This window comes from Clostridium cavendishii DSM 21758, assembly GCF_900141845.1.
GTDB lineage: Bacteria > Bacillota > Clostridia > Clostridiales > Clostridiaceae > Clostridium_AG > Clostridium_AG cavendishii.
In genome coordinates this window covers 52,616-65,482 of record NZ_FQZB01000008.1, presented here as the reverse complement: position 1 = coordinate 65,482, position 12,867 = coordinate 52,616, and the positions used below count along the sequence as shown (strand labels likewise).

Sequence of the window (12,867 nt, the reverse complement as noted above, 5' to 3'; positions counted from 1 at the left end):
TTTTTAAATACATAAAATTTTATTTGTTGTTGAGTCAAATAATTTCCATAAAGCAATTTGATGCTTAAGGCTTTCACGACCTTTAAGTGTTATCTTATAATACTTCCTTGGAATTTTTCTTTCTTCTGCTGATATAACTCTGTAACTTTCAATTAATTCATTATCTTCAAGTCTATAAAGTATAGGATATAAAGTTCCTTCCTTTAATTTATAATAGCCATCACTGTTTTTATCCAATAGCTGAATTATTTCATAGCCGTACATATCTCTTTCAGCTATTAATTTTAAAACTATTATGGAAAGAATCCCCTTCTTTAGTTGATTATCAAGGTCTGGCAACAAAATTACCTTCCATTCAAAAGTATTTAGTATTACTAAGTATATTATATTGCTAAATATATTGTTTGTAAATATCTGGTGGTATAATTTTAAAGGATTAGTCTGGAAAATAGATATACTATCAATATTTAACTTAATTGTTCTATAAAAACCTTAGACTTTAAATAATAAGAATTAATTATATTTGTTTTCATCTAAAAGGTATAGATTTAAACTAATACAGATAGAAGATTTAAATTTAAACTAGTACAGAAAGCTTAAAAATAAAATTTAAGTTAAAAGAAAAGAACGCTGTATCTATTAAGATTAAGCGTTCTTTTTGTCATTAATGAATATTAATAGTAAAGCTGAATTTGTTTGTGATATTGATAATAGTGACAAATGAGAGATAGATTTTCGGGGTTTATAATATTAATTGAAAGCATTTTTATATTGTTTTGGATAATCAATATCTAAATTTCTGATTTTGGCCTCATTTAGTACAAGGTATGGATTTCTTAATAGTTCTCTGCCGAATGCAACTAAATCTGCTCTATTATTTGATAGTATTTCTTCTGCCATATTAACATCTGTTATTGATCCAACAGCTATTGTAGGAATATTACATTTTACTTTAATTGTTTCTGAAAAATTCAACTGATATCCTGGATATGCATTTATTTGGGCTGGAATTAATCCGCCTGTACTTACATGAACAATATCAATATATTCTTTAATATCATTTATAATTTCAACCATATTATCTAAAGTTATTCCTCCACTTTTATAGTCATAAGATGAAACTCTAAGAAAAATTGGTTTTTCTTTTGGCCATACTTCGGCTACAGCTTGTAATACTTCTTTAAGAAATCTAGTTCTATTTTTTATATTTCCACCATATTCATCTGTTCTTATATTTGATAATGGTGATAAAAATTGGTGTATCAAATAACCATGAGCTGCATGTATTTCTATGGCGTCAAAACCAGCTTTTTCAGCTCTTTTAGCTGCTTCTTTGAAGTTTAGAATAATTTCTGTTATTTCATCTTTAGTTAATTCTTTAGGTAAATCACTTTTTTCATCAAATTTAATTGCACTAGGAGCAACAATTTCACCATCTATTCCAGTATATTTTCTCCCACCGTGATTTAACTGAATAGCAATCTTAGAACCATATTTCCTAACACCATCAACAATATTCTTTAAGCCATCTATTTGAGTATTATTCCAAATTCCTAAATCATTATCTGTTATACGTCCATTTTTAACTACGCCTGTAGATTCAACTATTATAAGTCCCACTCCACCAATAGCTCTTGTAATATAATGATTATAGTGAAATTCATTTGCTTTACCAGTATTGTCGGAAGAATACATACACATTGGTGGCATAACAATCCTATTTTTTAAATTCATATTTTTTAAAGTATAATCTTTGAAAGTATTCATAATTTTAATCTCCTTTTATTTAAATTTATTGCTTATTGACAGTATATTGTATATACTATACTTTGAAAAGTAGTGATATATTTTTCATATAATTTCAAAAAAGTAAGTAATGTGATAAATCAATGGATGAAAGGAGTTTTTTTTATGTCAGAAATTAGACTTGAACGTGGAAATCCTTCTGATAAATGTCCTATAGAAGCAGCAATAGACATCATAGGTAGTAAATGGACGTTTTTAATAATAAGAAATTTATTATTGGATGGAACAATAAGATTTGGAGAGTTATTACACTCTTTAGATGGAATAAGTCCAAAAACTTTATCTCTTAGACTTCGAGAACTAGAGAAGTTTGGCTTAGTTAAGAGGATAGTTTATCCTGAAATTCCTCCAAAAGTTGAATATGAATTAACTGAAAGAGGAAAAGAGTTAGAAGCTGTATTTATAGAATTAAAAAGATGGGGACTTAAAATTACAGAATAGTAATAAATTTTAATTTTTAAGGCTATTAGTAAAGTTAAAAGATACCAATAGCCTATTTTAACTTGTGGTTTAAATTAAGATTTTACTAGAAAAGGTTTCTATATAGCACATGTTTTTTGTAATAATATTCTATAAAGTTTTATTATTTATTTCATCTAGAATTTTAGCTATAAAGTCTTTTAATAGAGAACCAGATTCATCACCATTTTGTCTGCTTTTAAGGGATATAGTTCCTGCAGTTTCTTCTTTTTCGCCTACAATTATTATATAAGGTACTCTTTCATTTCTAGCTTCTCTAATTTTAAAACCTATTTTTTCTGTTCTATCATCTAAACTAACACGTATATTATTCTCTTCTAATTTTTTTACTATATTATTTGCATAAGCGTTATGTTTATCAGATATAGGTAATACCTTAACTTGAACTGGTGATAACCATGTTGGGAATTTACCAGCAAAGTGTTCTATTAAAATTCCTATAAATCTTTCAATACTTCCAAAGATTACTCTATGAATAACTATTGGTTTGTGCTTTTCACCATCACTACCTATATAATTTAAATCAAATCTTTGTGGAAGCTGAAAATCTAGTTGTATAGTTCCACACTGCCAAGTTCTACCTAGGCTATCTTCTAAGTGGAAGTCTATCTTAGGACCATAGAAAGCACCATCGCCTTCATTTACTTTAAAATCCATATTCATTTCTTCTAAAGCAGCCTTAAGTGAAGCTTCAGCAAGGTTCCAGTCTTCATCAGAACCTAGAGAATTTTCTGGTCTTGTAGAAAGTTCAACTTTATATTTAAAACCAAACTTTTCGTATACTTCATTAATAAGCTTAGTTACACCTTTTATTTCATCTTTAATTTGTTCTGGCAACATAAATATGTGAGCATCATCTTGAGTAAAGGCTCTAACTCTCATAAGTCCATGTAAAGCTCCTGATAATTCATGTCTATGAACCCTACCTAGTTCTCCTGCTCTTATTGGTAAATCTCTATAAGAGTGAACTTCAGATTTAAATACAAGCATTCCACCAGGACAATTCATTGGCTTTATTGCAAATTCTTCATTATCAATATTAGTAGTATACATATTTTCTTTATAGTGATACCAGTGACCGGAAGTTTCCCAAAGCTGTCTGTTTAATATCATAGGAGTTTCTATTTCAACATAACCATATTTTTTATGAAGTTCTCTCCAATATTCTATTAATTTATTTTTTAGAACTACCCCATTAGGTAAGAAAAATGGGAATCCAGGACCTTCCTCCATTAAAGAAAATAGTTTTAATTCTTTACCTAGTTTTCTATGGTCTCTCTTTTTTGCTTCTTCAAGCATATTTAAATATGAATCTAATTCGCTTTTCTTGGAAAAGGCTGTTCCATATATTCTTTGAAGCATTTTATTTTTTTCACTACCTCGCCAATAAGCGCCTGCAACTGATAAAAGTTTAAAAGCTTTTACTTTTGAAGTGGATAAAACGTGTGGACCAGCGCAAAGGTCTACAAAATCTCCTTGTGTAAATAAAGTTATTTCAGCGTCTTTTGGAAGATCGTTTATAAGTTCTACTTTATAAATTTCTTTATTATTTTCCATAAGATTTAAAGCTTTTTCTCTAGAAACTATTGATCTTTCAAGTTTTAAATCCTCTTTAACTATTTTACTCATTTCTTCTTCAATTTTTTCAAGGCTATCCATAGTAAAAGTTTCTTCTACATCAAAATCATAATAAAAACCATTATCTGTTGAAGGGCCAATAGCTAGTTTTGCATTTGGATATAATCTTTTTACAGCCTGAGCAAGTATATGAGAAGCTGTATGTCTTAAAGCACTTCTTCCTTCTTCTTCATTAGAATTAATAATACTTCCATCTTTTGATTGAATTTTTAACATAATAACACACTCCATTCATTAATTTTTAACAAAAAAATCGTCCCTAAGCTAAGGGACGATTAAACTCGTGATTCCACCCAAATTACAGAAGAATGATTTTTAATTAACTTCTGCCACTCAAATACCATTAACGCTGGCAAACGGAATTATCTACTAAGATATTTTATAATATCCAGACTTCAATAATCAACTTCGAGGTGGTTTTCAATAGAACTTATTTAAGAAACCTTTCAGCCGTTGGATTTCTCTCTCTTAAAATAGTAATTTATTTACTCTTCCTCATCATAATCTTTAAAATATATAATCTTGCTTATTAACTTAGTACGTACATTTTTATAATAAAAAAACTCATCCCAAACTAAGGGACGAGTTATATCGCGATTCCACCCAAATTACAGAAGAATAAAGTTTAATTAACCTCTGTCACTTAAATACCTTTAACGCAGGTTTACGGAATTATCTACTAAAGATATTTTAGAATACCTAAATTTCAATAATCAACTTCGAGGTGGTTTTCAATAAAACTTATTCAAGAAACCTTTCAGCCAATGGGTTTCTCTCTCTTAGAATAGTAATTTATTTACTCTTCCTCATCATAGCTTTTAGCTTTATACTGATTCTATTCCAAAAAAATTATATTGTCAAGATTTAAGAACCAATTTTTAATTAAATTTGTTTTTTAGCTTTTCTTTTTCTTATTAAGTTTTCTATAAAAACTGTTACTATAGCAAAAGCAGAAGTTATTCCAAGAATATTTAAAATGCTATTTGATCTTCCGGTATGACCTCTACCATTTTTCATACCCATGTATTTACCTTCGGCGTTTTGTCTATCTCTTGAAATTTTAGAATTACCTTTTTCACTATGTCCATTTTGCTTATTTTTAAAGTTTTTTTCTTCACCATTTTTGAAACTAGGAGAATTATTTTTATTTTGATTATTTTTAAAATCCTTATTCCTAAATTCTTTAGAATCATCATTATTAGGAGTTTTAAAATTCTTAAAGTTTTTATTATTACCATCAAATTTTACTTCATTTTTAGGTGTTTCAAGCATTAGAACTTTAGGAAAATAGTTTTGAGCATAGAAGCTATAGATACCAAACACTAAAATAAAACCTATTAAGACTCTAGATACATAAATATACTCTCTTTTTATTTCTGTTATTTTTAGAGCATTTTTGGTTTTTGTGCTTATTACCCTCCATCTTAAACCTAAGTGAATACCTATAAATGCAAGTGCTATAAATGAGGAAGAAATATGAATTTTAGTTAAAAAAGTTGTATTTCCTAATCTTAAAAATGAGAATAAACTTTTTGAAATAAAGATACCTGTTATTAATGCAACTATTATTGAAATAGTCATAAGTATGTTTATTATGAATTCAAATTTACTTTTAGAAGAAAAATTTTTAACAAATAGTTTTTTACCTACTTCTTTAATTAAGTTCCAATTTAAAGCTATATGAGTTCCTAAAAGTATAGCTACTATAATACCTAAAATTTCATGAAATCTTTCACCAGCTCCTATGTTTTTAAATAGTAGGCAAAAAACAATTATCATTAAAATATCTACACTTATTTTTAGAATATTTAATTTTTTCATATAATAATACCTCCATTATTTCTTTGTAATTTAGTTTAATTACAAATTAACTTATAGGTATATTATTAAATAAAAACCTTAAAGAAACCTTAAAGAATACCATGAAATATTTATAAAATATAGTAGTTTTTTACTATATTATGATTTATGATAATAAAAGGGGGAAAATTTTTAAAGTTTTAAGGGGGAAGTTATGAAAAAAAAATTATCATTATTAATATGCTTGCTTTTTATGAGTATAGCTTTTCTTGGATGTGCTGAAGATCCACCAACTAAGTTTGAAAGAAATGTTAAGGTTGGGAATAATGAAGTGTTATTAGAATCTAAAACAGCATTTAATGGTAAAGTTAATATCTATATACCTAATGATTTTGAAAAAATGCCAGAAGAAGTTATGAGTAAAATATCAAGTAAAGATAAAAAGCCTGATAGCATGTATACAGATTCAACACAATCTATAATTCTTGGCTTTATTGACACTGGTACTAAGACTACTGATAGTAAAGTTGGTAATGGAGATAAAGAATTTGCTAAATTAATGATGAGTAGTATTTATCCATCAATGAAAATTACTAATTGTGATGTTGAAAAAGTTAATGGGAAAAATATTTTAAAGTGCGAATATGAGTTTTCAGAAGGAAATCAAACCTTATATTTTTATGCATTCGGTTTCGAATTAGATAAAAAGTTTTGTGGTGGGATATTCTTTTGTGAACCTGGGGAAAAAGATAATTATAAACCAGTAATTGAGAATGTAATTAAATCTATAAAAATTAAAAATTAAGTTTAAAGAGGCTATATCAGATTGAACATTTTTATTCAATCTGATACAGCTATTTAATAATTCTCTTTTTTATATTGATTAATCATACATAATTTATATGTTTTAGTCTAATAAATTTCCTTTTTCAGAAGATACCTTTATATCTCCTGTTTTAATTTTTTCATATATTTCATTAACTTTTTTTATTGTATCTTCACTTAGATTTGGATTTTTTTTTGGAAGACCTACTCCATCATTTTTAACACTATATATTAAAGTTTTTCCACCTTCAAAATTTCCTTGGGTGGCAGCTTTAATAACATCGTATGTTGCATCATCTAGATTTATAACAGCTGAGGTTAATACAATTGACTTTTTTCCTAAATATGTTCCACTTTCATACTGATCTCTATCAACACCAATTATCCAAGCTTCTTTACCAGCAAAAGCCATCTTTTTAGCTTCATTTATAGCTCCGATACCTGATTGACCAGCAGCAACAAATATAGCTTTTACACCTCTATCATACATTTCACTAGCTAATTTTTCAGATAATTCAATGTTGTTAAAAGCACCTACATATCTAACATTTTCTGGTTTTAACTCTATATTAGTGCCTAAGTTATCATTTGCATATTTTATACCTTGTTGGAAGCCAAAGTTAAATCTTTGTACTGGAGGCATTCGCATTCCTCCCATAAAGCCTACAGCACCTTCTTTTATTTGAAGAGCTGTTGCTACACCTGCTAAAAAGCCTGCTTCATGTTCTGCAAATAGAATTGCAACTGTATTATTTGCAATCTTTACTTTACCATCTGCTGACTTAGGAGTTGTATTTACTATTATAAATTTTATATCTTTATACTTTTCTTGAGCTTTTGCTATAGTTGTCTCAAATCTAACTCCTGGTGTTACTATAAGGTTGTACCTAGAATTAACTAAATTATCAATTGCCTGAAGATATTGGGTTTCTGTTGTTTGAGTTGGTTTTAAATATGTACTAACTAAGTTAAACTCTTTAGCTGCTCTTTCTACACCTTCCCAAGTAGCTTGGTTGAATGATTTATCATAAATAGTACCTGTATCTGTAACCATTCCTACCCTAATCCCTTCTAATTCTAAAGTGTGAGCTTTTGTATTCTTATAATGGTTAACTAATATACTGGTAACTACCAACATAGAAGCTATTTTAGTTATAGCCCTTCTTTTATCCATATAAAATCCTCCCCAAAAAATTAATTCTAATTATATATAATTTATAATCTTATATAACTAATTTTTAAGATATATTTAAAGGAAACTCCTTCTCATTCCATTCGAATGAGTAAGTTCGAATTACCAAATCTAAGATTTGGATTCTTACTTATATGTTCTTATATCATGGCTTAAATTATTCATATAATTTGTTTATTTTTAATAACATTATTAACTTTAATAGTGCTTATTGTAGAAAAAATCTCAAAAAAATAGTAGCCCCTACCGCAATTGAAAGCTACTATTTTTCTTATAAAATAAACATTAATTTTTAATATTTTATTTATTTTATCAAAAAAATACCTTTATTACATAACACCTCTCTGTAATATATATTTAATGATATCTTTATTATATTCAGATTCTTAATATTAAGTAACTTATCATAGATTTTATTGTTATAAAAATGACTAAATATACTCATGGTTATTTTAATAAGATTTATCATTAATTAAGATTTATATATAATTTTTATGTATTTTAGTCTAATAAATTTCCTTTTTCAGAAGATACTTTTATCTCTCCTACTTTTATTTTTTCATATATTTGATTAACTTTTTTTATTGTGTCTTCACTTAAATTTGGATTTTCTTTTGGTATACCTACCCCATCATTTTTAATACCATAAATTAAAGTTTTTCCACCTTGAAAATTACCTTGAGTAGCTGATTTAATAACATCATATGTTGCATTATCTAAATTTATAACAGCTGAAGTTAATACGATTGACTTCTTTCCTGCATATAGTCCACTTTCATATTGATCTTTATCATAACCAACTATCCAAACTTCTTTACCGGAAAAAGCTCTTTTCTTAGCTTCATTCATAACTCCAATGCCTGATTCACCAGCAGCAGTAAATATAGCTTTAACACCTTTATCATACATTTCGTCAGCTAACTTTGCACCTTGTTCGATGTTGTTGAAAGATCCTACATATCTAACATTCTCTGGTTTTAATTCTATCTTAGTACCTAAATTTTCATTTGCATAGTTTATACCTTGTTGGAATCCAAAGTTAAATCTTTGTATTGCTGGTATTCTTAATCCTCCTATAAAACCTACATTGCCCTCTTTTATTTGAAGAGCTGTTGCTACACCTGCTAAAAATCCAGCTTCATCTTCTGCAAATAAAATTGCAACTGTATTATCTGCAACCTGTATTTTCCCATATAGTGATTTAGGAGTAGCATCTACTAGTACAAATTTTACATCTTTATACTTTTCTTGAGCTTTTGCTATAGCTGTTTCAAATCTAACTCCTGGTGTCACTATAAGGTTGTACCTAGAGTCAACTAAATTATCAATTGCTTTAATATATTGTGTTTCTGTTGCTTCAATTGGTTTTAAATATGTGCTAACTAAGTTAAATTCTTTAGCTGCTCTTTCTACACCTTCCCAAGTAGCTTGGTTGAATGATTTATCATAAATAGTACCTGCATCTGTAACCATTCCTACCCTAATTCCTTCTAATTCTAAAGTGTGAGCTTTTGTATTCTTATAATGGTTAATTAATATACTGGTAACTACCAACATAGAAGCTATTTTAGCTATAACCCTTCTTCTATCCATATAAAATCCTCCTAAAAAATTGACTCTAATCACATATATAATTTATAAAATTATATAATTAATATTTAAGGTATACTTAAAGGAAACTCCTTCTCATTTCATTCGAATGAGTAAGTTCGAATTACCAAATCTAAGATTTGGATTCTTACTTATATGTTCTTATATCATGACTTAAATTATTCATATAAATTATATAATATAATTATTAAAGAGTAATTTTTATTAGTTAATTTATCAAATAGATGAATTCAAGCTATAAAATTAAGTTTTGTAGTTTTATTTAAAATTATAAATGACCTTACATAATTTTCGTCAGCTTAAATTATTCTCTAAAGCAAGAAAATCATATAAGACCATTCTTTAAATTATAGTATTATTAGGTATCAACATTAAACTTTTCTATTACATATTCATATATTTCATCAATGTTTATTTTTTCATTAAAACTAAAAAAAATCCTATACCAAATTTAGTATATTTACTATATAGTTTTTCATTTATTCCATCGTCAATGATAGCTATATGGATGTTTTTTTCATGCTGGTTCTGAAGATATATTGTTTAACTGCTTATTTATGATTTTAACAATATTATTAAAAGTTTTAAAATCCCCATTTATAATATTTTCTTCAGGTATTTTAATAAAAAATTTTTCTTCAACTTCGAAAAATAAATATACTAAATCTCTAGGCGTAAAGCGCCAAATATTGCCCAAAAGGTTACTATCATAATTTTTTTCCGTCATATAATTAGGATCAATGTTTAATGAATTTATAAAAATATCTTTTAACTTTATTTTAATATCTTCCTCTTTAAATATTTTATTCATATATACCTCCATTAAATTGATTCTATAGATGAGTTATCAGCTAGATTATCTAGTATTAAACTTCCTATTAACTCACTAGAATTGGGATTTAATACATTTAATATATTCTTATCTAAATTTGAAAAATTAGATATTTTTTTATCTATAAAAAATGAATCTAACATATTATATACTAATCTTCTTTGATCTTTAGAAGTTAGCCAATCAAGTTGTGTATTTGATTGGTTAAAACAAGTAACTTCAAATCCAAATTTGTATCTTATAGAATTTGAAATTTGCTCAAAGTATTCAGGATAATAATCTTCATATAATACACTAAAAACTGCTGCATCTGGCTTAATTCCTAGAGAAACTTCTAAGGCTAGTATTCCAAATTTATGAGTGAACATTTTATTTATTGGGAAAGTTCCTCCTGGTATACCTACAATTATTACATCTGGCTTTTCGGCTTGTTCAATATCTTTTATAAGATAGTTGAAAGATATAATTTTTTCATTCTCAGTAATATTTGGATCAAACATAAATCTTGGGAAAGAGTGAAAACCAAATATTTCGCAGTAATTTTTTGTTCCGATTTGGCTAACTTTATAACCTTCATTTAGAAATTTATCTCTTAAAGCAAGTTGTATATTAAATTTATTTGTTCTTTCAGTAATACCAAGAACAAAAATTACTGGGACATTGATTTCATAAATTTCTTCGCTTGTAATTTTACTATTATTTGAATTAAGATGAGGAAAGTTATATTTAAAAGATACATTATTTTCTCTACATCTAAGTTTTATTTTGCTTAAAATATCATTTTCAAGTTCAAGATTACAGATAATGTTCTTTCCTGCATCAATTGATTTTAAAATCTTAGGATATATAACTTTATTGAAATCTAACTTATTTTCAGATTCAATAAATATAACTGTATCGCATTTATCAAATAGGTTTTCTAATTTGTCATTAACAATTATACCAATGTTAGGACCACCATCAGCACTACTGGCATCTTTATTATTTAGTCCCCAACCTTTGGGCGAAACTACACCAATTATTTCATAATCATTTAAAAGGTGTCTATATCTTAGCAAAGGAGTACTTTGTATATCATAAGGATAAATTACTATTTTATTCTTTATCTTCATTTAAGCTTCCTCCATATTAACACTATTTGTAGTGGCAAATGTCTTATTATCAAAAACATATCCAAATTCATTTAACATTATAAAGTCTTTGAATAGTTCTTCTGTATTTAGTTTCACTTTAACACATTCAGCCTGTTTTTTATCTGAATTTAGTCCATTTAAATCATCAGCATAAGCAGCACACAAAGTGCAAAAATTAGTTGCCCAACAGTTTTTACAGCTTTTTTCTGTAAGAGTACCAATATTTAAAAGTTTTCTACATTTTTCTATTTCAAAACCATCTTTAATATTACCTATTTTCATCATTTTTGAATTTTCACTTACTTTTTCACAAGGGAACAAATTACCATTTACATCTACAAATAATCTATTAACGCCAGGAATACAAGGTCCACTATGATGTCCGTATTCAGGTAGCTTAGTAGTTGGTTTTCTATAATCAAACATATATTGCTTAATATGATTAAAATATTCTAAGGAAATTGCAGATACATATTTTTTATCAAGTCTTTTCAAAATATGTAGAAAAACCTTAAAGTCTTCATAACCTTTTTCCAAAATAAAGTTTTCGTTTGTGGTATGATTTTGGTTATTTGTATAAACAGTAGAAAGACTACTTACATTTTTAGTAGAATTTTTAATAGTTTCATATGTTGTAAAAAATTCATCAATACATTTAAAACTATTTTCGGTATTCATTACAACACTAAAGGTAATCCTTTTGTGAAACTCCGGATATTTTTCTTTTATTCTTTCAATATTCTGCATAACAGTATTAAAGGTTCCACATCCGTTACCTGCAAATTTTCTGCTTTTATCATGAACTTCTTTTGGACCATCTAAACTTATCATTAAATAAAAATTATGATCTATTAAGAATTCTACGATTTCATCAGTTAATAGTGTTCCATTTACAGTTATATTAAAGATAAATTCTTTACCTTCAGCATTTTCTTCTAAGTATTCTACACATTTCTTTATTAAATCAAACTGGAGTAGTGGTTCTCCGCCATAAAACCCCAGAGCTATATTAGAAGAATCTCTTGAATGCGAAATTAGAAAATCTATTGATCTTTTTGCCACTTCAAAAGTCATCTTTTTATTATTATGACCTCTATTTAAATATCCTCCTGAGTATACACAATACTCGCATCTAAGATTACATTGTTGAGTAACTTGAAGTGCCATTAGACTTAATTTATTATTATAATAATACTCAAGGGTTTCATCAGCCCAATGGGTTATATATTTAAATCTTCTTGATGAAAGAAAACCATTTTCTTCAAATCTTTTGATTTTTTTATTTACTATTTCATTAGTAGGGCTTTCATTATTATTTAATACATTTGATAAGTTATTAAAAACATCTATATCTGTTTTTAAAATTTTATTAGTATTTACATCATATATATAGTTTCCTCTTGGAGTTTTAAATAAATGAATATGTGGTTTTTCTTTTAACATATAAACCTCCTAATTAAGTTACATTGCAAAGAGTTCAAAACCCTCTGCAATGATTTTTATAAGCTTGTACAAGCATAACTGAATTAATAATGTTTCATATTAATTTA

The 12,867-nt window shown here is 26.9% G+C and carries 11 protein-coding genes and 2 other annotated features; of the genes, 2 read left to right on the top strand and 9 right to left on the bottom strand.

The features are described from left to right. Window positions 1-3: 3 nt before the first annotated feature. The gene (locus BUB01_RS08975) at window positions 4-339 is read right to left on the bottom strand and encodes a PadR family transcriptional regulator (protein ID WP_072986374.1); all 336 of its coding nucleotides are present in this window, start codon (window positions 337-339) and stop codon (window positions 4-6) included. A 411-nt stretch (window positions 340-750) separates the two neighbouring features. Further along, the gene (gene namA, locus BUB01_RS08970) at window positions 751-1,767 is read right to left on the bottom strand and encodes an NADPH dehydrogenase NamA (protein ID WP_072986373.1); all 1,017 of its coding nucleotides are present in this window, start codon (window positions 1,765-1,767) and stop codon (window positions 751-753) included. 144 nt (window positions 1,768-1,911) lie between these two features. Between namA and BUB01_RS08965 the strand changes: the two genes are divergently transcribed. Next, window positions 1,912-2,247, top strand: a complete 336-nt coding sequence (locus BUB01_RS08965) for a winged helix-turn-helix transcriptional regulator (RefSeq protein WP_072986372.1) — start codon at window positions 1,912-1,914, stop codon at window positions 2,245-2,247. Window positions 2,248-2,376: 129 nt separating this feature from the next. Here BUB01_RS08965 and thrS read toward each other — a convergent pair whose 3' ends face one another. Beyond that, window positions 2,377-4,140 (bottom strand): threonine--tRNA ligase, encoded by a 1,764-nt coding sequence (gene thrS, locus BUB01_RS08960; protein WP_072986371.1) that lies wholly within the window; start codon window positions 4,138-4,140, stop codon window positions 2,377-2,379. Between the two features lie 48 nt (window positions 4,141-4,188). Next, window positions 4,189-4,435: a binding site (T-box leader), on the bottom strand. A 63-nt stretch (window positions 4,436-4,498) separates the two neighbouring features. Then, window positions 4,499-4,746: a binding site (T-box leader), on the bottom strand. 60 nt (window positions 4,747-4,806) lie between these two features. Further along, entirely contained in the window at window positions 4,807-5,745 is a 939-nt protein-coding gene (locus BUB01_RS08955; RefSeq protein WP_072986370.1) for a DUF4405 domain-containing protein, read from the bottom strand. Between the two features lie 193 nt (window positions 5,746-5,938). Between BUB01_RS08955 and BUB01_RS08950 the strand changes: the two genes are divergently transcribed. After that, window positions 5,939-6,529 (top strand): hypothetical protein, encoded by a 591-nt coding sequence (locus tag BUB01_RS08950; RefSeq protein WP_072986369.1) that lies wholly within the window; start codon window positions 5,939-5,941, stop codon window positions 6,527-6,529. A 102-nt stretch (window positions 6,530-6,631) separates the two neighbouring features. Here BUB01_RS08950 and BUB01_RS08945 read toward each other — a convergent pair whose 3' ends face one another. The 5 genes from BUB01_RS08945 to ccpM all read right to left on the bottom strand — a co-directional run bounded on the left by BUB01_RS08945 (window position 6,632) and on the right by ccpM (window position 12,760). Continuing rightward, window positions 6,632-7,723 carry a BMP family lipoprotein gene (locus tag BUB01_RS08945; protein WP_072986368.1) on the bottom strand — a complete coding sequence of 364 codons (1,092 nt, stop codon included), beginning with the start codon at window positions 7,721-7,723 and terminating at the stop codon, window positions 6,632-6,634. A gap of 519 nt (window positions 7,724-8,242) precedes the next feature. Then, window positions 8,243-9,334 carry a BMP family lipoprotein gene (locus tag BUB01_RS08940; protein ID WP_072986367.1) on the bottom strand — a complete coding sequence of 364 codons (1,092 nt, stop codon included), beginning with the start codon at window positions 9,332-9,334 and terminating at the stop codon, window positions 8,243-8,245. 535 nt (window positions 9,335-9,869) lie between these two features. Further along, window positions 9,870-10,163 carry a peptide maturation system acyl carrier-related protein gene (locus BUB01_RS08935; protein WP_072986366.1) on the bottom strand — a complete coding sequence of 98 codons (294 nt, stop codon included), beginning with the start codon at window positions 10,161-10,163 and terminating at the stop codon, window positions 9,870-9,872. An 11-nt stretch (window positions 10,164-10,174) separates the two neighbouring features. Then, the gene (locus BUB01_RS08930) at window positions 10,175-11,296 is read right to left on the bottom strand and encodes a TIGR04066 family peptide maturation system protein (protein ID WP_072986365.1); all 1,122 of its coding nucleotides are present in this window, start codon (window positions 11,294-11,296) and stop codon (window positions 10,175-10,177) included. Next, on the bottom strand, window positions 11,297-12,760 hold the full coding sequence (gene ccpM, locus BUB01_RS08925; RefSeq protein WP_072986364.1) for a Cys-rich peptide radical SAM maturase CcpM: 1,464 nt from the start codon (window positions 12,758-12,760) through the stop codon (window positions 11,297-11,299). Between the last annotated feature and the right edge of the window lie 107 nt (window positions 12,761-12,867).